General features: G+C 68.2%; 14 protein-coding genes. 4 read left to right on the top strand and 10 right to left on the bottom strand.

The window, feature by feature from the left end:
- Positions 1-59: 59 nt before the first annotated feature.
- The 7 genes from Pla108_RS04685 to Pla108_RS04655 all read right to left on the bottom strand — a co-directional run bounded on the left by Pla108_RS04685 (position 60) and on the right by Pla108_RS04655 (position 14431).
- Positions 60-1703 carry an NADH-quinone oxidoreductase subunit N gene (locus Pla108_RS04685; RefSeq protein WP_146443496.1) on the bottom strand — a complete coding sequence of 548 codons (1644 nt, stop codon included), beginning with the start codon at positions 1701-1703 and terminating at the stop codon, positions 60-62.
- Positions 1672-3414, bottom strand: coding sequence for a complex I subunit 4 family protein (locus Pla108_RS04680; RefSeq protein WP_146443494.1), 1743 nt, complete (start codon positions 3412-3414; stop codon positions 1672-1674). Before Pla108_RS04680 ends, Pla108_RS04685 begins: the two co-directional genes overlap by 32 nt.
- 4 nt (positions 3415-3418) lie before the next feature.
- Positions 3419-5542 carry an NADH-quinone oxidoreductase subunit 5 family protein gene (locus tag Pla108_RS04675; protein ID WP_146443492.1) on the bottom strand — a complete coding sequence of 708 codons (2124 nt, stop codon included), beginning with the start codon at positions 5540-5542 and terminating at the stop codon, positions 3419-3421.
- A 144-nt stretch (positions 5543-5686) separates the two neighbouring features.
- Positions 5687-6037, bottom strand: a complete 351-nt coding sequence (nuoK, locus tag Pla108_RS04670; RefSeq protein WP_146443490.1) for an NADH-quinone oxidoreductase subunit NuoK — start codon at positions 6035-6037, stop codon at positions 5687-5689.
- Positions 6034-6708, bottom strand: coding sequence for an NADH-quinone oxidoreductase subunit J family protein (locus Pla108_RS04665; RefSeq protein WP_146443488.1), 675 nt, complete (start codon positions 6706-6708; stop codon positions 6034-6036). The genes nuoK and Pla108_RS04665 overlap by 4 nt, the downstream gene beginning before the upstream one ends.
- Positions 6705-7997 carry a complex I subunit 1/NuoH family protein gene (locus Pla108_RS04660; RefSeq protein ID WP_146443486.1) on the bottom strand — a complete coding sequence of 431 codons (1293 nt, stop codon included), beginning with the start codon at positions 7995-7997 and terminating at the stop codon, positions 6705-6707. The genes Pla108_RS04665 and Pla108_RS04660 overlap by 4 nt, the downstream gene beginning before the upstream one ends.
- A 317-nt stretch (positions 7998-8314) precedes the next feature.
- A complete protein-coding gene (locus Pla108_RS04655) occupies positions 8315-14431 on the bottom strand; it encodes an alpha-2-macroglobulin family protein (protein WP_146443484.1) in 6117 nt (2038 codons plus the stop codon).
- Between the two features lie 262 nt (positions 14432-14693).
- Here Pla108_RS04655 and Pla108_RS04650 point away from each other — a divergent pair, with 262 nt between their 5' ends.
- From Pla108_RS04650 to Pla108_RS04640, 3 genes are all read left to right on the top strand, one after another.
- A complete protein-coding gene (locus tag Pla108_RS04650) occupies positions 14694-16250 on the top strand; it encodes an undecaprenyl-phosphate glucose phosphotransferase (RefSeq protein ID WP_146443482.1) in 1557 nt (518 codons plus the stop codon).
- Between the two features lie 150 nt (positions 16251-16400).
- A complete protein-coding gene (locus tag Pla108_RS04645) occupies positions 16401-17558 on the top strand; it encodes a glucuronyl esterase domain-containing protein (RefSeq protein WP_146443480.1) in 1158 nt (385 codons plus the stop codon).
- Between the two features lie 510 nt (positions 17559-18068).
- A complete protein-coding gene (locus Pla108_RS04640; protein WP_197526243.1) occupies positions 18069-19508 on the top strand; it encodes a pectate lyase family protein in 1440 nt (479 codons plus the stop codon).
- On the opposite strand, the gene Pla108_RS04635 is transcribed toward Pla108_RS04640, so the two are convergent.
- From Pla108_RS04635 to Pla108_RS04625, 3 genes are all read right to left on the bottom strand, one after another.
- Entirely contained in the window at positions 19505-20707 is a 1203-nt protein-coding gene (locus tag Pla108_RS04635) for a hypothetical protein (RefSeq protein WP_146443476.1), read from the bottom strand. The two genes, Pla108_RS04640 and Pla108_RS04635, sit on opposite strands and share 4 nt — an antisense overlap.
- Positions 20708-20962: 255 nt before the next feature.
- Positions 20963-22018, bottom strand: coding sequence for a transaldolase family protein (locus Pla108_RS04630; protein WP_146443474.1), 1056 nt, complete (start codon positions 22016-22018; stop codon positions 20963-20965).
- A 329-nt stretch (positions 22019-22347) separates the two neighbouring features.
- Positions 22348-23325: an ROK family protein gene (locus Pla108_RS04625; protein ID WP_146443472.1), complete on the bottom strand. Its 978-nt coding sequence runs from the start codon at positions 23323-23325 to the stop codon at positions 22348-22350.
- Between the two features lie 193 nt (positions 23326-23518).
- Here Pla108_RS04625 and Pla108_RS04620 point away from each other — a divergent pair, with 193 nt between their 5' ends.
- Positions 23519-23875 (top strand): ArsR/SmtB family transcription factor, encoded by a 357-nt coding sequence (locus Pla108_RS04620; RefSeq protein WP_146443470.1) that lies wholly within the window; start codon positions 23519-23521, stop codon positions 23873-23875.
- The last annotated feature ends 4 nt before the right edge of the window (positions 23876-23879 follow it).

The raw sequence follows: 23879 nt of genomic DNA, 5'->3' as shown, positions 1-23879 counted from the left end.
GGATGGTTCGACTGTAGGGGACGCCGGGCGACGGGCCCAGGGCGTCTCTGCGCAGACAGTTAACCGAATAAACCTTGGCACGCTTCACCGGCGAGCCGCGCGAGCCACTCGGGGGCGATCCCCAACAGCAAGATCGGCGCCGCGCCGACCGCCAGCAGCAACCGGGTCGGCCGCTCGGGCCGTTCGACCCCTGCGTCCTCGGGGGGGGCGTCGAGGCAGATCGTCTTCACCACCCGCAGGTAGTAGACCAGCGACAACGCCGTGTTGAGCACCGCAACGACGAGCAGCATCACCATCCACGGCCCGCCGGCGTCGACCAGCGCCCGTAGCGCCGCCAGCTTGCCCCAGAAGCCGACCAGCGGCGGCAGCCCGAGGAGGCCGATCATTGCCAGGCAGAACGCCACGGCGGTCACCGGCGCGGTGCGGATGAGGCCCGCGTAGTCCTCGATCGTCTCGGCGCCACGTGTGTTGCGGATCGCGGCCACCGCGGCGAACGCCGTGAAGTTCAGGAACAGGTAGCCCGCCGCGTAGAGCATCACCGCCGCCGCCGCGCCCGACGCCCCGGCCGGGTCGTGCTCCGCCAGGGCGATCGCCGCGGCGATCGGCATCAACAGGTAACCCGCGTGGGCGATCGTCGAGTAGGCGAGCAGCCGCTTGGCGTTGGTCTGGGACAGCGCCGCGAGGTTGCCGAGCGTGCAGGTCACGGCGGCGGCGGTCGCGATCAGGCCGACGACGAACGCCCGCGCCGGCGCGGCGGGGCCGGCGTCGCTCATCGCCGCCAGCCGCGAGACGCCTTCGCCGGGGAGGGCGGCGTCCACCGACACGCCGTGCGGCAGCACAAGCGACACCAGCCGCAATAGCAGCACCAGAGCGGCGGTCTTCGACGCCACCGAGAGGAACGCCCCGACCTCGGCCGGCGCGCCGGCAAAGACGTCGGGCGCCCAGAAGTGGAACGGCGCCGCCGACAGCTTGAACGCCATGCCAACCAGCACCAGCACGCCCGCCAGGGCGAGCGCCATGATGACGCCACGCTGCGACGGGTCACCGGCGAGCGACGCCACCTGCAGCTCGGCGAGCCGCAGGCCGAGCGTCGGCAGGTGCACCGACCCCAGCAGGCCCGCGAGCAGGCTCACGCCGTAGAGCATCACGCCCGCCGCCGCGGCGCCGTAGACCGAGTACTTGAGGGCCGCTTCGCCCGACCGGCGACGCCCCTTCACGATGCCGACAAGGACGTACGACGGGACGCTCGCCATCTCGATTCCTAAGACGACCGTCATCAGGTGATTCGCCCGGCACATGACGCACATGCCGAGCGTCGCGCCGAACAGCAGCACGAAGAAGTCCTGCCCGTCGTCGCGGCTGGCGAGGCCGGTCAGTTTCGACAAGACGACCATCATCACCAGGAACATCAACAGCAGGCCGCGTGAGAAGACGCCCAGCGCGTCATGCCGCAGCATGCCGGTAAACAGCTCGACCGGCTCGATCGCCGCGAGGCCGCCGCGGGCCTCGCCGAGCAGGCAACCCAACGCGACCAGCGCGCCGGTCAACGCGATCCACACCGGGTCGATCCGTCGCAACGCCGCCGGGACGCGCGCTAGCAGCAGCGCCACGATCGTGACGACGAGCGTCACTTCGGGCGCCGACCGCGGCAGGCTCAAGCCCGCCGTGTCGTTAGCGAGTTGTTCGACGAGCGTCGGCAGCATCGGCCACGGGCGTCATGCCCGGCAGGTTGGGGTGAGGGTGAGCGAAAGGTTGCCCGGCCGCAACGAGCGCGGGCTCGGCGACCTCGGTAACGATTCCTGGCCGGACGCCAAGCACGACGGCGGCGACCGCCAGCGGGATCAATACGGCGAGTTCGCGCGGGGTGACGGGCGTCAGCCGGTCGCCGTTGGGGCCGCGGTACTCGGGCCCGTAGTAAGCGAGCCGCACGGCGCGGAGCGTGTAAGCGGCGATGAGCACCGTCACCGAGGCGGCCGCCGCGGCGAGGTACGGATTGAACGTCCACGCCGGGAGCAGCACCAGCAGCTCGCCGACGAAGCCGCACAGGCAAGGCAGGCCGAGGCTCGCCAGCGCCAGCACCAGCGCGAGGCCGCTGGCGGTCGGCATCCGATTCATCAGGCCGCCGAGTTGGTTAAGGTCGCGGTGATGGACCCGTTCGTAAATCACGCCCACCGCAAAGAAGAGCCCCGCCGACGTCACGCCGTGGGCGACCATCTGGAACACCGCGCCGGTCGCGCCGAGCGCCCAGGCGTCGGCGCCGAGCGTCCCCGCGGCGAGCCCGATCAGCACGTAGCCCATGTGGCTCACCGAGCTGTACGCGACCAGCCGCTTGAAGTCGGTCTGAGCCATGGCGGCCAGCGCGCCCCAGAAGAGGCCGACGACACCAACCACGGCGACGACAAACGCCAGGTCGCGGGCCGCCTCGGGGCAGACGGGCCAAGCGATCCGCACCAACCCGTAGCCGCCCAGCTTGAGCATCACGCCGGCGAGCAGCATCGACACGGGCGTGGGCGCCTCGGTGTGGGCGTCGGGCAGCCACGTGTGTAGCGGCACGGCCGGCAGCTTGATCGCCAGGCCAACGGCGAGCAGCACGAACGCCCACCAAGCCAGGTTGTGGCCGCCCCAACTCTTGGACGTGAACACATCGGTCGATCGGGCGAGCCGCGCCATGGCCGAGAGGTTGAACGTCCGCAGCGGCGCGCCCGCCGCCTCGGCGTCGACATAGCGCTCCGCCAGTGGGTCGTCCGACGCCAGCCACTCGGCGAGCACCATGCCAGAGGCGTGTGGCTTGGCGGCGTCGGGTCCCATCACCCCACACTCGGCGAGGTCGGCCGGCGCCAATCGCGTCAGGTCGCTCTGCCCGTAGAGCAGCAGCCCGGCGCCGAGCATGAGCACGCTGCCGGCGAGGGTATAGATGAAGTATTTCAACGCCGCCCGCCGCCCGCCGTCGCCCCCCCAGACAGCGATCAGCAGGTACATCGGCACCAGGATCAGCTCCCAGAAGACATAGAAGACGACGAAGTCGAGCGCGAGGAACACGCCGAGCATGCCGGTCTGAAGCAATAGCAGCAACGCGCAGTAGCCGCGCGGGTGACGCTCGACGCCGAGGCTCGCCAGCGCCGCTAAGAACGACAGGCTCGCGGTGAGGATCACCAGCGGCAGGCTGACGCCATCCACGCCGAGGAAGAACTGTACGCCGAGCGACGGGATCCACGGCGCCGAGACGATGTGCGAGAGGCCGGCGCCCCCCGCCCGGCCATCGAAAGCGAGTGACCAAGCGATGAGGGCGACGAGCGCCGTCGTGGCGAGCGTCAGTTTCTTCGCGGCGCCGCCGGCCGACTTCGGGACGAGCGCCATGGCGCAGGCCGCCGCCGCGGGGAGGAGCACCAGGAGCGTGAGGGCGTGGTCGTTCATGGCGTCACCCGTTGATCCAGCGGAGGGCGACGCCGAGCGAGGCCGCGCTGACCAGCACGACCCCCAGGGCGAGGAAGAAGACGTACTGCCGGAGGCTGCCGGTCTGTATCCGCCGCAGCCCGCCGCCGGTTGATTTCAACAGCCCCGCCGCTCCGGCGAGGCCGCCATCGATCGCGCCGCGGTCGAGCGGACCCGAAACGAACGCGCCAAGGCGGCGCGCGACGGCGTCGCAGCCACGGCTGACGCTCGGCAGCCAGTGTTCGTCGAATTGTCGCATCGGCGCGCCGGCGGGCGTTTCGCATTTGCGTCCGCCGCGGTGCATTAACAAGGCCGACGTGACGCCGACCAGCGTCGCCCCGATCGCGGCCCAGCCCGCCGCGGCGCGGACGTCGACTTCATGGGCCGACTCAACGCCCGGCAGCGTCACGCCGCTCCAGGCGCTGCCGGTGCGGGCGTGGTGGGTCGCCTCGGGCGCCGACATCGCCAATAGCGACGGGACCGACAAGCGGCTCCCCGGCACGGCCCAGCCGGCGCCGATCGCCATGGCGGCGACCACCGCCATCGGCACAAGCATCGACTCGGGCGACTCGTGGGCGTGTTCGGCCTTCTCCGACCTCGCTTGTCCAACAAAAGTCAGCAGCCCGAGCCGCGTAATGTAGGCGGCTGTGAGCACCGCCCCGATCAGCGGAGCCCAGAACAGCCACGCATACGAAGGGTTGGTGCGGGCGAAAGCTACGGCGTACTCGAAGATCGCGTCCTTCGAGAAGAACCCGCTCAAACCAAGGCCAAGCACCGGCACGCCGGCGCCCATCAAGGCGAGCGCGCCCACCAGCATCAATCCGGCCGTCGCGGGCATCGCGCGGCGGAGGCCCCCCATCGCCCGCAGGTCGTTGGTCCCGACGGCGTGGATCACCGATCCCGCGCCGAGGAACAGCAACGCCTTGAAGCCGGCGTGCGTCACCAAGTGGAACAACCCAGCGGTCCAGCCGCCTAAACCGAGGCTGAGCATCATGTAGCCGAGCTGGCTCACCGTCGAATAAGCGAGCACCCGCTTGAGGTCGTGCGACACGCTCGCCAGCGTCGCGCCGACCAGCAGCGTGACGGCGCCGACCGAAGCGATTCCGACCAGCACCTCGACCGTCAGCAGCGGATAGATACGGCCCACAAGGAACACGCCGGCCGCCACCATCGTCGCCGAGTGAACCAGGGCCGAGACCGGCGTCGGGCCGGCCATTGCGTCGGGGAGCCAGCCCTGCAGCGGGACTTGAGCGCTCTTGCCGATGCAGCCGCAGAAGAGGCCGGCGCCGACAAGCGTCGCCAGGCCGTAGTGGCTCGCCATCCAGGTCGGCGCCATCGCGAAGAGCCGCTCGTAGTCGAACGTGCCGGCGAGCCCCCACAGCGCCATCAGGCCGACGAGCATGCCGACGTCGCCGACGCGGTTGAACAGCATCGCCTTGGTCGCCGCAGCCGCCGCCTTGGGGCGTTCGTAGTAGAAGCCGATCAGCAGGTAACTGCTCGCGCCGACCAGTTCCCAGAACGCGAACGTCATCACCGCGTTGCCCGCCAGCACGACGCCGAGCATCGCGAAGCAGAACAGCGACAGGTGCTGGTAGAAGCGGTGCAGCCGCCCGGCGCGGCGGAGCTTGTTGCCGTAGTAGGTGGGCGCCTCGTCGTCGGCGACCGCCTCGAGGCCTTCGGCGGCGGTTTCCTCGGCCAGGTAGCCGAACGAGTAGACATGCACGCACGTGGCGACAAGCGTCACGACAACCGCCATGACGACCGTCAGGGCGTCGATGTAGTAGGCGGCGCCGACGTGCAGCGGGCCGACATCGAGGACGCCGAACCACTCGCCCGCGTAGGCCGTCGCCGCGGGGGCGTGGCCGTCGGTCGCCGGATGGGCCGCGATCCACGCCCCGAGCGCGAGCACCGAGGCGACAAGGCTGACGCCTATCGCCCCGGTTGCAACGTGGCCGATCGTGCGGGCCGCAGCGCCGTCGACCGCCCCTCCTTCTTGGCCGCCATGGCGTCGCGACAACAGCGAGCCGGCGATCGCCGATACGACGAACGACGCCAGTGGCGCGAGCCAGGCGAGCAGCAGCAGCGTTGGTAGGAGGCGTTCGGGGGTCATGTTCTTTATCCCCCTCCCCCTTGTGGGGAGGGGCTAGGGGAGGGGGGGGGCGCCGGGTACCCGCTTCACCCCCCTCCCCCAACCCCTCCTCCTTAGGGAGGAGGGGAAATCGGTGGATCAGTTGTTAGGTCGGTGCATCTTGTTCTAGCCGCGCAATTGGTCGGCGGCGTCGACGTCGATCGTGTGGACGGTGTTGTAGAAGTTCAGCGCGATGGCCAGCGCAACGGCCGCCTCGGCGGCGGCGAGCACAATGACGAATAGCGCCATCAGTTGCCCATCGAGCCCGACCGACGCCGCGTCGCCACGCAAGTAAGGGCTGCCGATCGCGATGAAGTTGACGTTGGCGCCGTTGAGCACGAGCTCGACCCCCATCAGCACGCCGAGCAGGTTCCGCTTGGTCGCCATACAGACTATCCCCGCGATGAACAGCACGGCGCCGACAATCAGGTAGTGGGCCACGCCCACCGGCTCGGTAACGAGTGACGCGAGGATCATGTTGGGGGCCCCTCCGTGCCCGGCGAATCGGCGGCGATGGCCTCGACTTCGGCGATCCGGTCTTCGGCGGCGTCTTGCTCGAACCCGCCCGGCGGTTGCTGCGCTAGCGAGCCCGCTGTCAGTCGAGTGCGGGCCAGGTAAGCCGCTCCGACCAGCACCACGAGCAGATGGACCGAGATGATCTCGAACGGCAACAGGTAGCCGGCCCGGTTCTGACCGTCGTCCGGGTCGCCGTCGACGCGGAAGCCGAGCAGTCCCAGGGCGATCGGCGTCGCGGTGAGGGGGGGCTCGTCGAGCGCCGCGGCCTTGGGGCCGCTCCCCCGCCAAGTCGGAACGCCGACCGCCGCCGACGCGAGCAGCACCAACAGCGCCGCCCCCAACAGCCCGGCCAGCAGGACCTCCGACCGCGACGGCCGCATCTGCACGAACCGCTGCTGGGCGGTGAGCATCACACCGAAGATCAGCAGCACCAGCGTGCCGCCGACATAAATCATCAACTGCATGGCGCCAACAAAGTCGGCGCCGGCAAGGAAGAACAGCCCCGACGTCGCCGAGAGGCTGATCACGAGATAGAAAGCCATCCGCACGACGTTCGACGTGAAGACGACCGCCATGGCGAATCCGCAGGCGATCGCCGCAAACAGCGTGAACAGAACCGAGTGCCAGATCATTGGGGCGCCTCCGTCGAGAAGCCCCGGAGGGGCGGCAGCGCGTAGCCAATCGCTTCCAGGGGCTCGCGCCCCTGGCTACGCGCTGCCGCCCCTCCGGGGCTCGTCTTCTGCTCTGATATTTCAACTAGACCCGGCGTTGGCGGGCGCCACAGCAGGCCTGCCGGGAACGCCGCCTGCCACGCCGTCGCGCCGAGGAAGCAGACCGCCGCTAAGGGGGTACAGTACTTCAGGCAGGTGGTCATGACCTGATCGATCCGCAAGCGGGGCATCGACCAGCGGACCCACATCATGATGATGACCAAAAACACCCCCTTGGTCATCAAGCAGGCGAGGCCCAGCAGGTTGCCGAGGTAATTCGCGACCCCCAAGCCGACGACCGATCCAAGCCACCCCTCGCCGTTCATGCCGAGCGGCACGGGGCCGTGCCAAGCGCCGAGGAACAGGATCGCCGCCAGCAGGCTCACCAGCAGCATCGAGCTGTACTCGGCGAGGAAGAAGAAACTCCACCGCATGCCGGAGTACTCGGTGTGGAAGCCGCCGACCAATTCACTCTCCGCCTCGGCGAGGTCGAATGGCGCGCGGTTGACGCTCGCCGTGGCGCACGTGAAGTAGACGCAGAAGACGATCAGCGTGAACGGGTCGTTGAGCACGTGCCAGTTCCAGAAGCCGCCGCGTTGCACGTCGCCGACCGTCACGAGGTCCATGCTGCCGGCGAGCATCACCGGCACCACGGCGCAGAGGCCGAGCGGCACCTCGTAGCTCACGACCTGGGCCGCCTCGCGCATCGCGCCGAATAGCGACCACTTCGACGCCGACGAGTAGCCCGCCAGGATGATGCTGAAGACTTCCAGGCCGAGCACCGCCAGCACGAAGAAGACCGCGATGTCGAGCCGCTGCACGACGAACGGGTGCGGCCCCCCGGCGAAGGGGAGGGCGACGAAAGCCGCCACCGACGCCGCTACACCGATGTACGGCGCCACGCGGAACAGCAGGCTGTCGGCCGAGGTCGGCATCAAGTCCTCTTTGGTGAGGAGCTTGAGCCCGTCGGCGACCGTCTGCAGCCAGCCGAAACGGCCGCCGACCCGCGTCGGACCGAGCCGGTCCTGGATCCGCCCGGCGATCTTCCGCTCGAGCCAGATAAAGACGAGGCCTCCGACAGCGGCCAGGTTCAGGATCATCCCGACCTGCACGAGCGCCGCAAGCACGTATCCCACCGCCGCGTCGGGAGGAATCGACAGGCCCACCCAGCCGACCAGCAGGTCGAGCGCCCAATTAATCGTCGGCGCCATCGTGGCAAACGGGGGGTAGCGGTCGCAGGCGGGCGGGGAGAGCGTTACCCCAGCACTATCCCGCCGCCGAGCCCAACCCGCAACCGGGCGCCGGCCCCGACATCCCATGCGGCGCCGGCTTTGGTCGAGCGGTGGAGGGGTGAGAAGGGGCGTTGGTTGGCGCTGCTGCCCGAGGCTATCGCCTACGGCTCAAATCGAAGCGGCAGCCGGCGCATAAGCCGTAGGCGCAAGCCTCGGGTAGCGTAAAAGCAGACTTCGCCCCCCCGGCCCACCCCCAATAACGAAGCAGCGCGATCCAGCAAGACCACCAACCCTGCCTATTCCGCATCCTCGACAACCACGCGCATCTCGTCGCTGTTGCCACGCAGCTCGGGGGCGTACATCGCGCTGATCTGCGCGGGGAGCGCGGCGAACTTGCCCGGGGTCTCCGCCCGCAGGCGGTAGCGGACCGATCGTTCGCCCCGCGCCAGGGTGCGGACATAGAACCGGACCGCCTCGTCGCGGAACTCAACGTAGGCGCCGATGGCGTTGCCGTTGTAGCCGCTCTGGGTCTCGACCGGCTCGAAGCCGGCCGCCTTCGGGTCCTCGATGACGAGGTACTCGTAGTCGTTCTTGCTGGCGATCGTGAGCTCGACCTCGATGAGGTCGCCCGACTCGACGGCACCGAGGTTCGGCACATCGACGCGGCGGTACTGCTCGGTTTTGACCGAGACGGCGGCGCCGCGGGCGTCGACGTCGTCGGCCGACGCCTTGATCGGCACGAGCTTCTGGACGCGTCGTTGGACCCGCACCTCGAGCCCTGCGGCGCGGAGGTCGCTCTCGAGGCTGAAGTTGGTGAGCGACGCGCCGGCGTAGAGGCGGCCTTCGCCCGACTTGCGGAGCTCGAGCGTGTGCCGGCCGGCGGAGAGCTCTTCGCCGGTGAGGACGAAGCGGCCGTCGAAGCGCAGCGCGTTCTCGGCGGTGAAGTCGCGGAGGTCGCGTTTTTTGCCGTCGAGCCAGACCTCGACCGTGCCATCGACCGCCGCCTTGCCGCTGGCGCGGACGTAGTCGGCCATCGCCTCGACCACCAGGGCGGTGTCGCGGGTGCTGTTCCAACGGGTCGCGTGCCGGCGGTTGGCGAGCAGGTACTTCACCAGCCGCGGGGCGAGCTCTCCCCGCGGCTCGGTCGCGGCGAGCAGCTTGAGGAAGTAGGCGTGCGCCTCGTACTCGCTGCCGTACCAGTTCCACCAGTAGCCGCCGGGCAGGTTCAGGTAGGCGGTTTGGTTCTCGTCGTCCTCAACAACAAACTGCCGCAGGTTGCGGATGACGGTGTCGCGGCGTTGGGTGGCGACTTTGTTTCCACCCACGGCTTGCTGGTGCAACGCGAGCCCGAGCGTCGCCTGGCTGTAGGGGGCGAGCTGCAGCCGGTCTTCGAAGAGCAGGCCGAGCATCGCCTCGCTGGGCCGGTCCGCTTCGCCGAGCACCAGTTCGACCAGGGCGTCGAGGTTATCGGCGGCGTGCTTCCAGGGGCGCTGATCGTTGATCGGCTTGCCGTCGGCGTCTACGTTGGCGATCTTCTCAAGCTGCTCATTGCGGTAATTCGCGAGCCAGTCGAGGCCCCGCGCCACGACGTCGTCGGCGACTTTGACGCCGCTCCGTTTCGCGACGCCCAGGCCGCGGACGACGACCGCCGTCGTGTGGGGTGAACTGTGTTCGCCCCAGCCGCTGAACCAACCCCAGCCGCCATCGGTTAGCTGCATCTCGGTCAGCCGCTGCACGCCCGCCTTGACGAGTCGCTCGAGCTCGTCCGCGTCGAACACCGGGTCGGGTCGTCCCGGCGGCCCGACGCGTGGCCCGTCGCGTGGCTCGGTCGGCTTGAGGGTCGCCAGATCGACGCCCAGGTCCTTGACCGTCTGGCGGACGATCGCGGCCGGCAAGAAGCGGTTGAGCGTCTGCTCGGTGCAGCCGTGCGGGTACTCGATCAGGTACGGCAGCGTGTCGAGCATCGCGCCGACGAGGGTCGGGCTGTAACGCACCTCGAGCCGTGTCGCCTCGGGGCGGCGTTTCTCGGGGACGATCACCTCGAAGGTCGCCAGCCGGTCTTGCGGCGCGATCACCGCGCTGTACGACTGCACGATCTCCGCGCCGTGCACCAGCACCGGGAGCTTGATCTGCATCGCGTCGGAGAGGGTCCCGTCCGACGTGGCGACGACGCGGAGCGTCGCCTCGCCTTCGCTCGTCGCCTTGACGCGCCAATCGACCAAGGCCTCGGCGCCGGCGGCGACGGTGACGGTTTTCTCGACGGCCGAGGGGAGGGCGACCGAGCCCCCTTCCTCCTCCAACCGGACCCGCACGGTGAGCTCGCGCGGCGATTCGTTCTGGACGAGGGCCGCGAGGGTCGCCTCGTCGCCGTCGACGAGGAACCGTGTCGCGCGGAACCGCACCATCAGGTCCTTGCGGGTGACGACCTCCGCCTCGCCCTGGCCGACACGGAGCCCGTCGCCGACGGCCCACACCCGCACCTTCCAAGAGGTGAGGCTCTCGGGGAGCGGCATCGGCACGATCGCAAAGCCCTCGGCGTCGGCCTCGACCGCGCCGATCCAGACCGCGGTGTCGGCGAAGTTTTCGCGGACCGCGACGGGAGGTTCGCTCGCTTCGCCGCCGGGCGGCGTCGCGGCCGAGCGGGCCATCGCGGGGGTCGCGCTGCCGAAGGCGTCGGATTCGGCGGACATCATCATCGACATGGGGACGGGGGCGCCGCCACCGAACCCTTTCATCATCATGTCGCCGCGGCGCCGCGGCATCACCCCGCCGAAGACGCCCAGGTCCTGCATGCCCGGCACGTCGGGCGGCGTCACCGGGCCCTCGTTCCGGGCGAGGCTGTGCGTCGTGCTGGGGTAGTGCGAGCGGGTCCAGTCCCAGAACGCCGCGCGGATGTCGCCGCCCGAGGGGCCGCCGGCGATCGCCTCGACGCTGCGGTCGTAGACGGCGATCGTCGCCGACCCGGTGACCGGCGCGCCCGCCTCGTCGGTGAGCCGCACCAGAAGCGTTCCCTCTTCGCCCGGCAGGTAGGTCGTCGCCGACGGGGACGCCTCGACCTTCACGACGCGCGACTCGGGCGGCACGGCGATCTGCCGCGTCACGTTGTGGAGCTTGCCATCGACGACGGTGTACGCCTCGACGTAGAAGTTCGGCATGTCGGACCGCTCGACGGGGATCTCGACGACGTCGCTCTTGCCGTCCAGCACCAGCACGCGCGGCGTCGAATAGACGCCCGCCACCGGTCGGACGAAGAGCGTCACCGCCGAGCCGACGCGGTCGGTGTTTACCAAAAGCCGCAGCGTGTCGCCCGGGGCGTAGACCGCCTTGTCGGGGACGAGTTCGAGGTCGCCGTAGCGGAACGCGCCGTCGTTGAAACCCGGGCCGCGGATTGTGAAGACAACCGCGCCTTCCACCGCTGGTTGCATCGGGCCGTCGGCGGCTTCGCTGCTGTAGACGAGCCGGTACCGGCCCGGTTCGGACGCCTTGAGCCGCATCATGGCCGCGCCGTCGGCGCCGGTCTCGAGCCGCCACGCCTGGACGAGCGTCTCGTCGGGATCGACCAGCTCGACGACCTCACCCGCTTCCGTCTCCGGCTGCTCGGCCGGCGGGGCGATCTTCATCAGCCGCAGCTCTCCCTCGCCGGCGATCGGCTTGCCGTCGGGCCGGCGGACCGAGACGTTCGTGCCGACCGTGTCGCCGACCTCAAAGAACCCGCCGTCGAGCCAGACCGTCACTTCCAGCGGACGCCGCGCCGCTAGCACGGAGCCCTCGCCAACGATGGTGCGACGTCCCGCGTCGGTCACCTCGGCGGTGACGCGGTACTCGTGGTCGCTGTCGGGGTAGCGCTGCGCGGCGAGCGCGGTCTCGATCGGCAGGCGGAAAACTCCCTCGGCGTTGAGCGTCGCTTCGCCTTCGGCGACGACCTCGGGCGGGCCGGTCGGACGCTGCCCCCACGGCGGCAGCGGCGCGAAGCAGCCCCAGCGGCGCCAGTCGCTCCGCCACGTGGCGTCTTGTCCGAGCCAGCCGTAGCCACGGCCGTACAGCCAGTCCCACGGCATCGGCGGCAGCCACTGCTCGCTCTGCTTCGTGCGGACCACCTTGTACTTGACCGATCCGCCACGGACCGGCGTGCCGGCGTAGTAGTCGGCGTGGATCACCGCCTCGAACGCTTCGCCAAGACGTGTCGGCTCTTCGGGCGCGTCGACCGTGACCTCGAACTCCGGCTTGCGGTACTCCTCGACACGAAAACTACCTCCCCCAAAGCCGACGAGGTCGATCCGGTACACGCCGAGCGACGAGGCGTCGCTCGTGACGTAGGCCCCGACGACGCCGCCGTAGGCGTCGGCGGTGAGACGCTGGGTGTCGACTTTCTCGCCCCGCGCGTCGTAGACGTCGACCTGGAACTCCTGGTGGGCGTAAGGGGAGGGCTCGGCTTCCTCGCCTTCGGCGGCGGCCGCCAGGTAGTCGGGCTTGCCGACCCACGCCTTGAACTCGGCCGTGTCGCCCGGCCGATAGACGGGGCGGTCGGTCACGACGAACGTCCGCGGCTGCTCCGGTGGGTTGGTGTCGGCGTAGCTCCGCCAGACGCCCGAGAAACCGAGGTGCGCCAGCCGGCCGTCGGCGCTGGTGGCGATCGCCATCCATTCGTAGCCGCGTTCGTTCTCGGGCGGCGCGACATCGAAGACCGTGATCCCGTCTTTATCGCTCGGCTTGCTGACGCTGGTGGTCTCGATCTGTGGTTTGCGGAAGCCGCCTCCCGGCGGCGGCGCCGTCTGGCGGTAGCCGAACAGCTCGACCGTCGCGCCGGCGACCGGCCGGCCGTGGCGGGCGTCGAGCACCTGGTAGAGCGCGCCGTCGGCGGTTGTTTTGCGGACGAGCGCCGTGTCGGCGACCCAGACGACGACCATCGACGGCGCCCCGGCCGAGCCGTCGGCCGCCACCGGCGTCGCTGTCACGAGGTACGCGCCCGGCTCTTCGAGGGGCGTCTCGACCGGCGTGTCCCCGTCGCGGTGGTCGGGCGGGGTCGTGACGTCCACGGTCCACGACGCGGCTTCTTCGCCGACGTACTTCGCTTGCTCGCCCTGCACCAGTCGCCAGCCGAGGCTCTCGACCTCCAGCGCCATCCCTTGGCCGTTGCGGGGCGGGTCGCGCAAGATCGCCTTCACGTCCGCTAGCAGCAGCGGCACGTTGACATGACGCGCTAGCAAATGGACCTTCGCCGCGTTGCGGTGCGCCACGCGGAGCCGCACGCCCTCGCCGGCGGGTTGCGTGAGGGTCGCGTCGAAACGGACCCACGGGTCGATGAGCTGGTCGAGCTGCTGCTCGATCCCCTTGCGGACGTCGCGGTTCGACTCGGCTTTGATCGCCGCCCGGGTCGCCTCGACCGCCCTAGGGCGTTGGTTCCGATTCAGGTAGATGTCCGCCAGCGTCGTGTACCGATCGTGCTTGCGGTACCGCTCGACGAAGCGGTGCCCCTCGGGGAGCGTGAAACGCCGCACGCCGGTGGCCAGCCGCGCGATCGTCTCGTTGTCGTCGAGCGTCTCGACCGCCAAGGCGGAGGTCTCGGTCAGCGGATCGTCGTCGTCGGCCTGCTGCGGACGGAACCAGCCCTGCTGCACGAGCGACTGCACGCCGAACTGGTCGCGGAGGAAGTCGGCGTACGCCAACTCCATTTCGGCCGTCTTGCCGGGCAGGCGACGCGCTGTTTCGGCGAGGGTCCACCGCCAGCGCTCGCCGTCGCTCTGCGCGGACGCCCAGCCATCGGGAACCTCGTAGAGCAGCGGCCCCTCGCCGTCGGGCGCAACGGGCGGATCGCTCTGCGCGACGCCCCCCCAGCGATCGGTGGGCTCGGGCAACTCGTCGGTGAGGTCGGTCAGCAACTGCAGGCGCCAGGCGTACCGGCCCATACGGCTGATCGCGATCGTCGAGCGGAGTTGCTCCAAGACCTCCGCCGCTAGCTTGTCGTCGTCGCCCACCACGGCCAGCGCCTGCTCGCCAAGCCGCAAGGCGCGGACCCGGTCGGCCTCTTCGACCGACAGCGTCGTGCCGGCCCCGCGCTGGGGCCCGCGGCGGAACTCGCCGGCGACCTCGACCCCGTAGTGCGGCGCGAGGGCGTAAGCCTCCATCGCTCCGATCAGCATCGGGACCGATTTCGGGTAGCGCTCGACGGCGCCCTCAATGAGTTGGTCGAGTTGCTCGGCCCGACCGAGTCGCTGCAAGCAGACCGACGCCGACGCCAGGTCGGCCCGTTGGCCGTCGCCCGAGTCGAGCCGCAGCTGCGCCATTTTCAGCGCTTCGTCCCAGTGGCCGGCTTGCATCGCGTCCTCAATGGCTCGGCGTGACGCCTCCTCGGCCCCCCCGATGGCGGCGACCGATAGCAGCAGACCACAGGCCAGGGCCTCAAATAGACGCATAGTCGCTCCCTCACGCCACTCGTTGGGTGATGTCTGGGGAGCGCCTTCCGCGGCGTTCCCCCTGGCCGTAGTGCGGAGCGATGCGGTTGGGGGTTCGCCAAACCTGCGGAATCGCCGCCGCCGGCCCGACCCTCCCAATCCGACTCGCCTGCCCTCCCCCACAAGCTACGGCATTCGGCCCCGGCGGCCCACTGCCAGAATTCGCCCGCCCGCAACCTAAGCTTGCCCGACCGGTCTCTAGCCCAACTGCGAGCTGCCCCCGATGACGCCCCTCAACCGCGGAATCACCAACTCCACGAGCGTCCTCACCAGCCTGCACCGTGTCATCGACGCCGCAGCGGTCGCCGTCGTTTCTAACGTTGCGGCCAAGCTCACGCCGGTCGGTGGCGACGCGGGACACTCCCTGGTGAACGAGTGGCTCGGCGTCACCGCCGCCGCGGTCGTCGTCTTTCACGCCGTCAGCGAGCTCACCGGCGTCTATCGCAGCTGGCGCGGCGCCCGGCTGCGCGGCGAGCTCGGCTGTCTCGCCCTGACCTGGGCCTACACCGTCGCCACGCTCCTCGCGATTGGCCTCGTCACCGCCTACAACGCCCGGTTCAGCTACGAGACCAAGGTCGCCTGGATCCTCGCCACGCCGATGGTGATGGTGGCGCTGCGGTTCGCGTTGCGACTCACCCAGCGGCGCCTACAAGCCGAGGGCTGGAACACCAAGCGGGTCGCCGTCTGCGGCGCCAACGAGTTGGGCGTCCAGCTCGCCCGCAACCTGTCCCGGATGCCCGAGCTCGGCCTGAAGACGGTCGGCTTCTACGACGACCGCTACGTCGAGCGTCGCCAAGCCAGCGACCGCCGCTCCCTCGCCGCGACCGACGACCAAGAGAAAGGCCGGCGTGACGAGGCGTCGTCCGACCGCCGTGGCGACGCCGATGTCGCCTCTGCGTCGCGGAAGGCCGACGTGCCGGCCGAACTCGGCGACGTCGTCGGCGGCGTCAGCGACCTCGTCGCCGCCTGCCGCGCCGGCGAGATCGACACCGTCTATCTCACGTTCCCGATGCGGGCCGAGAAGCGCCTGCGTGACGTCCTCAACAAGCTGGCCGACACGACGGCCGACGTTTACCTCGTCCCCGACTTCTTCGTCTTCGAGCTGCTCCACGCCCGCCTCACCAACGTCGGCGGCCTGCCGGCGGTGAGTATTCATGAGAACCCGCTCTACGGGATCGACGGCCTGCTGAAGCGCTCGTTCGACCTCATCGCCGGTCTGGCGCTGCTCGCCGTGTTCAGCCCAGTAATGTTGGCGACGGGGCTCGCCGTCAAACTCACCAGTCGTGGGCCGGCCTTCTTCCGCCAAAAGCGGTATGGGCTCGACGGCCGTGAGATCCTTGTCTGGAAGTTCCGCAGCATGCGGGTGGAAACCTGCCAGCCAGGTGACGCCGGTTCAGCCGTTCAGCAAGCCACCAAGGGAGACGCTCGTATCACGCCCGTCGGCGCCTTTATTCGCAAGACAAGCCTCGACGAATTGCCCCAGCTGTTCAACGTCGTCGGCGGCTCAATGAGCCTCGTTGGCCCGCGCCCGCACGCTACGGCCCACAACGAGCAGTACCGCACGCTCATCGACGGCTACATGCTCCGCCACAAAGTGAAGCCCGGCATCACGGGCCTCGCCCAGGTGATGGGCTTCCGCGGCGAGACCGATACGCTCGACAAAATGGAAGGTCGCATCCGCTACGACCACGAGTACATCCGCACGTGGAGCTTCACGATGGACGTCGAGATCCTCTTCCGCACGCTGTGGGTCGTGCTGGGGCAGAAGAACGCGTACTGACGGCGAGGGACGGGGGGTTAGGGGCGAGGGACGGGGGATCGGGGGATCGGCTTTACGAGCCGCGACCGTCAGGGAGTCGGCCGAACCAACTCGCCACCGCTCCGGCGGTTACAATCGCGGGGACCTTCTCTTCTCCCCAGCGAGTCCGCCATGCGTATCGCCCCCTTGTTGGCAGTTACGGCCCTCCTCGCCACCGCCCCGCAACAAGCCGTCGCCGAACTCCCCGACCCGTTTATCTTTGCCGACGGGACACGCGTCACCGACGCTGACGACTGGGCGCGTCGCCGTGAGGAACTCAAGGAGCTGTTCCAACGCGTCGAGTACGGCCACCTGCCGCCGAAGCCCGAACGGGCCGCCATCGAGTGGGGCGAGCCCGACACCGAATCGACGCCCGGCGCCACCGTGAAGCCCTTCGCGATGCGTTTCGGGCAAGGCGACGCCAAACTCGTCGTCAACGGCCGCCTGACGTTGCCCGCCGAGGGCGCCGGAAGACTCCCTGTCGTGATCCAAGGGGGTTGGTTCGGCGACGTGCCGGCCCGGTTCAAGCGCCCACCGGGGCCCAGCCCCTACGCCGCGCGGGGCTACGCCTCTGTCGAGATCAACTACAACGACGCCGCCCGCGACGACTCCAAGCGCTGCCGCGAAGGGGGCGTCTACCAACTCTTTGGCGACGACATCGACTGCGGCGGCTTGATGGCGTGGGCCTGGTCGGTCCACCGGGCGATTGACGCCCTCGCCAACCATGACCGGATCAACGCGTCGCGCGTCGTCGTCTCGGGACACAGCCGCTGGGGCAAGGCCGCGCTCGTCGCCGGCGCCTTCGACGAGCGGATCGCCATCACCGTCCCGCAGCACTCCGGTTGCGGCGGCGCCGCGCCCTACCGCTACGTCTTCGGAAAGGCCGAGCGGCTCGAGAACATCACCGGCAAGTACGGCTACTGGCTCCGCCCCGGCTTCCGCGCGTATGTCGGCCGCGAAGAGGAGCTGCCGATCGACCAGCACGAGCTGCTCGCGCTGGTCGCCCCGCGTTGGCAGATGAGCACCGAGGGGACCGAGGACACCTGGATCAATCCGGAGGGGTCGCAGCTCAGCTACCTCGCCGCCAAGCCGGTCTACGAGTTGTTGGGCGCCGGCGACCGGCTCTCGATCCGCTTCCGCCCGGTCGGCCACGTGCCGAGCGTCGAGGACCTCCTCGACTTCGCCGACCACGCCTTCGAAGGCAAGTCGCTCCCGGAGGCGTTCGGCCGGCTTGAGTACGAGCGGCACGCGGAGGCGACGCCGTGGGCGGCGGTCGCCCCGACGAAGTAATAAACTCGCCAACTAAACTCGCCAACAAAGGTCACGGCGCCTCGCCGAGGCGTCGATCGCCCCGGTTCGAGGACCGGGATCGCCCCTGCGTGTCGCAATAAAAGGCGTTCTTCGCCCTCGATCGCCCTCCATTTGATTTCAGATAGGTAGGCGTCCTCGAAGGTCGTTGACGGCCGGTGGCCGCCACGAGGCGTGAGCAAGCCTCCAGGCCCCTCACGTCCGAGACCGTCGGGGCGAACGACACCGCTCGTCTTTAGCCAGGCAACGGCCGAAAGGCTCGTCCAAGCCAAAGCGGATCCCATCCGAACTTCTCTCCGTCCCGATCAGGAAACGATGACAAACCGATTGTTGATAGCCTCTCTGTCACTGGCTTTTCTGACGGGTGGTCGCGTTGCTCTGGCGAGCGACGGAGCTCTCCCGTCGAGTGAAACCCCGTCGAACGAAACCCCGTCGACTGAAACCAAGCCGAGTAAAACCAAGCCGCTTTCGGTTTCCGAACCTGAGCCCGGCATGGCGCCGCCGGTGCCCTTCATGATGCCGTACGGAATTCCGGCGTTCCCCGGCGCGTGGGGCGGAGGCATGTTCGCCACGGGGGGCCGCGGCGGAAGGGTCATCGCCGTGACCAATCTCAACGACAGCGGCTCGGGCAGCTTGCGAGCCGCCATCGACGCCGAAGGGCCACGCATCGTCACCTTCCGTGTCGCAGGCGTCATCGCGCTGAAGTCGAATCTTGACATCGACAACGCCGACATCACGATCGCGGGCCAGTCGGCGCCGGGCGACGGAATCTGCCTCTCGAATCATTCGTTGAACATCAACACCCGCAACGTCATCCTCCGACACCTCAGGGTGCGGCGTGGCAATCCCTCGGGGGGTCAAGGTTCGGACAACATCGGGGGCAATCCCGTCGGGCAGATCATCGTCGATCACTGCACCGCCAGTTGGGGCCGTGACGAGAACCTCTCGCTCTACCGCTGGATGGACAACGACCCCAAGGTCCCCCCTGCGCACGGGAAGGTCACTCAGATCAAGAACCCCGTCAGCAATCTGACGATCCAGTACTGTATCTCGAGCGAGGCGCTTGGACCCGGCCACGAGTTTGGCGGGACGTGGGGAGGCCACAACGCGACGTTCCACCACAACCTTTTCGCCTGCAACACCGGCCGGAATCCCTCAATCGGCATGAGTGGCGACTTTGACTATCGCAATAACGTGATCTTCAACTGGGGGCATCGGACCATGGACGGCGGCGACGAGACCTCCCTGATCAACGTCATCAATAACTACTACAAGGCGGGCCCGGCGACGAACGACGACATGCTTCACACGATCGCCAAGATCGAGCAGCGGTCACAGTCGTCTCCACCGAGACGGTTCGAGAGCGGCGGCTGGTACCCGAAAACCGACAGTCGTCCCGGCAAGTGGTACGTCGCAGGGAACCTTGTCGAGGGCTCTCCCGAAGTGACCGCCGACAATTGGAAGGGGATGCGGTTGGATGCGGGCGGGGGCGAGATCAAGCACGCCCGAGTCTATACGCCGTTCGCAGGATGGCCGATCAATCAGCAGACCGCCTCCAACGCTTTCGAAGAAGTCCTCTCGAAAGCGGGCGCCACGCTGCCCCATCGCGACGAGGTGGACGAGCGGGTCACCGAAATGGTCCGCACCGGAAAAGCAGCCACCAGCACCGGGATCCTGCGCCATCCCGATGAAGTTGGCGGCTACCCCGACTACTCCTACGCGCCAGCCGAGGTCGGCGCCGACACCGACCAAGATGGCATGCCCGACGAGTGGGAAGCGAAGTACGATCTCAACCCAAAGTCAGCCGCCGATGGAAGCAAGGACGACGACGGGGACGGCTACACGAACGTTGAGGAGTACCTGAATGGCACAAACCCCCGTGAGAAAGTGGACTACTCGAATCTGGGAAACAACGTCGACACCATTAGCTAAGGCGCAGACCCTGGAACCAGCCCGGCCGAGATCGCGGCGAGGGCGTCGTTCGCCTTGGGACGGATCTGATCGGAAAAGCAATTCGGAGGTCCTGTGGCGAGCCGTGTGAGCAGCGGGATCGCCGACTCGGCTTCCGGTCCGAGGGCTTCCAAAATACTCACGAGTGAGTTGGCGAGGGCCCACTTTGCCCGGCAATCGGCTCCTTTGGCCTGGGCCTGTCGTTCCAACGCCTCGATCGCTTCGGTGATTGGCGCAACGTCCTCGACGGAGAGCCCGAGCTGATGCAAGAGGGTTTTGGCTGTTCGTGCAGCCGCATCACACGAATCCGCCAAGTGGGCATGGGCCATGGGTCGCGTCGATGGAATCGACAAGTCCGACAAGGCCAAGATCGCAACCAAGCGGGCTTGCTCGTTCTCAAGTTCGAGCAACAGCTCGCAGGCCCGGACCGTCTCGTTACCCCCCAGCGCCACCAGGGTTTGGCGCAAATGCCCCACCATCGCGTCGTGAGGACCGAGCCAAGCCGCAACTCCCACCAGCCGTGGCGTGACCGTCCGGTCTTGGAGTTGCGCCAACTCTTTTAAGATCACCCGACAGCGCCTTTCGGTGTAGTCGCGGCGAAACACCGTGAGAGCGTCGTCAAGCTCTTCGCCGTCGAGCTTGTTGCGATATTCGTATCGGTAGCGTGCGAGCCACTCCTCTGCGGTCCAACGCCTCCCTGACTTCCAGGCGAGGAGGTCCGCAAGCAAATCCGTCGTACGTGCTGCCAACGCGTCACCGCGCAGGACAACGTGGTCCAGGCGGTCGTTGATCAGAAAACGCACCGTACCACCGCAGACGGGAGCCTTCGCAACGAAAAGATCGGGAGGGACATAGTCCGTCGTAGTAATTGTGCCGGGTCTGGGACGGGGGCTTTGCTTTATTCGCACCACGAGATCGTCGCCCTCGGACTCGATCGATTCGATCTCACGTCGACGCCACCTCCAACTCGGGACAATAACGGCGTGCTCCGTCCGGATATCAATCGGGGGGAAATCCGGCAGCAGTCGCCGGCAACGCTCCAATTCCCAGGCGTCCTGAACGATAAAGATTCGATCGCGAAGGCCGAACTTGGCCTCGGCGAAGCGTTCCGAGCGGAGAACCGTGACGTCCAACTCGCTTGTGAGGGCCGCGACCGCTAACGCAAGGATCGGAAAGGTCATGCGAGTAGGCTCCCACGCAAGGTCGACCCGTGGACGATTGGCGACGGCCGCAATCCTTCAGTCGCCCCTCGGGCGTCAGAGGTTCCTAGAACTTCGCACGACTCACTTCGCCTGTGGCAGCCGTGTGCGTAGAGACGACAGCCCCGTTGTGTTGCAACCAACGATTTGGCCACGTGCGCGAACCCAAACTGTTAGAAGGACCTCGCGCGTCTGGGAGCGGGACCGGTTCCAAAAAGAAAACAGCGATTCTTTTGGTCACGCCGTGGCCAGTTCGGCGCGCTTTGCGGCGATCGCCGCTAGCAGGGCCTTTTGGGGGTCGGCGAACTTCTGCACCCCCTCGCGCATCAGCGTGTCGTGCAGGGCGTTGAAGTCGACCGTGGCGTCAATCGCCGTGAGGACCGCGGGGCTCGGCATCTCGTCGACGCGGCGCATGAACGTGACGCCGCTCGCCTGGGCGGCGTCGTTGGTCGCTGGCGGGTTCGTCTGGATGTCGCTGCCGGCGAGGGCCTCGACGTACTTCCACGGCTTCTGGTTGGGGTCCTTGGTGCCGGTGCTCGCGAAGATGATCTCTTGGTTGAGCTTAAGCCCCTTGTCGGCCCAGAACGCCTGGTTGGCCTGCCAGACCCGCTTGGCGTTGACGACGCCGACCTGGCCCTGCGCCGGGGCTTCGAGGTCGGGGCAGTGCTTTTCCGTGTAGACGTCGATCCGCGACACGAAGATGCTGTAGACGCTCTTGAAGGTCGAGAGGTCGTCGCGCCGTTGGGCGCCACGCCAGACGGCGTCGCGGGCCCGCTCGTACTGGTCGAGCGTGAAGAGGAGCGTCACGTTGAGCGTCACGCCGGCGGCGCAGAGCTCTTCGAGGGCGTCGATCCCGGCCGGCGTGCCGGGGACCTTGATCATGCGGTTCGGCTGGTCGGCGAACCACTCTTTGCCGAGCTCGATATAGCGGGCGACCCGGTCGGCGTGTGGCAGGTCGGCCTCGGGGTCCTCGATCAGCGGGTCGAGCTCGAAGCTGACCCAGCCATCGTCACCGCCGGTCTTTTCCCAGGTCGGCTCGAAGGCCTCTTGGGCCGTCTCGACGACGTGGTCGGCGAGGCCCCAGGCGATGTCGTCGTCGTTGAAGCCCTCGCTGACGAGCTCGCCGATCAGCGTGTCGTAGCGGCCCGTCTTGACCAGGTCCGAAATGATCGCCGGGTTGGAGGTCGCGCCGGTGGCGCCGAGGGCGATGTTCTTCTCCACCAAGTCGGGGTCGACCGAGTCGAGCCACAGCTTGGTTCCGGAAGCGACGAGCGATTCGAGCGGCGTAGGCATGGCGGGCGGTCCTTCAACGAGACGGGCGAGGGGTCTGCGCGAAGTATCCGCCTCGCGGGCCGCGAGGGCAACCGTTGGGGCTGACGCCCCTGGGGTCCACGATCAGGGATCCGTCGTCGGGGGACAGGCGTCGTGAAGCGGCGCCCAGCGTATCCCCCTCCTTTTTAGGGAAGCCGCTATGTCGACAATCGTGGGGAGGGTGATCCCGTTCATCACAGGCCCGTTCATCACAGGAGAGTCATCCTGTCCTGATCATCCCGACCGTCCCCTAGCCCCTCCCTGGAAGGGAGGGGGACTTCTGCTACCGCCCGCTACTTCTGCTGCGCCGCTCAGGCGAGGCCCGCGGCGCCGATGTAGCCGGCGCTGCCGCCGAGCTTGGCGAATTCGATCGGCTTTTGGCCGCGGAGGCTGGGGATGAGCCGGGCGTTGGTCTCTTCGCGGACGGCGGCGAGGAACTTCTCACCGAGCGGGTGGCCGGCGCCGCCGAACGTCAACGACCCGCCGATGACGACCGCCTCGGGGTCGACGGTGTGGACGACCGTGACGATGCCGATGGCGAGGTAGCGGGCGGTCTCCAGGACGACCTTCATCGCCAGCTCGTCCCCCGCTTCGGCGGCGTTGGCGATCAACAGCGGGGTGAGCTCTTCGCCCCCCTCGATGACGTCCCGCAGCGAGGTCTCGACGAAGCGGTCGGAAATCGCCGATTGCGCGCGGCCGACGACGCCGTAGCTGCCGCAGAACCCTTCGAGCGTGCCGCGGATGCCGAGCGAGTTGAGCGGGGCGTCCTCGGCGGCGTCGATGATGATGTGGCCGATCTCGCCGCCACAGCTGTGGGCGCCGTCGATGACCTTGTCGTCGAGGATAATGCCGCCGCCGACGCCGGTGCCGAGCGTCACCATCACGAGGGAATCGAACCGGTCGCCGGCGCCGGCCCAGTACTCGCCGTAGGCGGCGGCGTTGGCGTCGTTCTCGTAGTTAACGGGCTTGCCGGTCGCCTTCTCGAACAGGTCGCGGAGCGGCGTGTTGTGCCACTGAGGGAGGTTCCCCGGGCAGAGCAGCTGGCCCGTCTTGAGGTCCATCGGCCCCGGCGACGCGAGGCCGACCGCCGTGATATCGGCCACGGTGACGCCCGCCTTGGCGGCGAGGCGTTTGAGGGCCTCGGCAACCCGTTGGGCGGCGTCCGCCGGACCGCGTTCTTGCTCGGTGGGAAGCGACTCGTGGGCGAGCGTCTGGGCCGCGTCATCGACGAGCCCGATCTTGATGTTGGTGCCGCCGATATCGACACCGGCGAAAACGTTGGAGGCCATAGCCGTATCTCACGCCGTAGGAAGGAGTTCCGCTCCGCGGATGGTAAGCGGCAGGAGCCTTGGGGGCTAGCGGACACCAACCGGTGGCCGAGAGATCGCGGATTGCGTTTTTTCGGCCCTAACCTGCGAACCCTATGGATGGATAAGTCGTAAGGTTCCGATATATTAATCCCTTAGCGACCGGCTCCGCCCGATGAACAATCCGCCCCGCAAGCTGCAGCTCACCGATCTCGAGACGCTCGCCCAAGCGGCCGAATGCCTCAAGGTGCTGGCACACCCGCACCGGCTGCGGATGCTGCAGATGTTGCGGCAGGGGGACTTCACCGTGGGCGAACTTGCCGAGTCGTGCGGCGTGGCGAGCCACGTGGCGTCGGAACACCTCCGGCTGATGCAGCGGTGTGGGTTCCTCGAGAGCGTTAAGGAGGGACGGCGACGCTACTACCAGATCACCGAGACGCACCTCGAGTCGATCCTCGAGTGCATCGAGGCCCGGTTCGGCGTGAAAAAGGTCAACACACCGACAACTCGCAGAGCGCCGTCGTCCCCCTAGCCAC

The organism is Botrimarina colliarenosi, assembly GCF_007859955.1.
GTDB lineage: Bacteria > Planctomycetota > Planctomycetia > Pirellulales > Lacipirellulaceae > Botrimarina > Botrimarina colliarenosi.
Note: the sequence above shows the minus strand (reverse complement) of the source record. Positions and strands in the feature narration are given on the sequence as shown.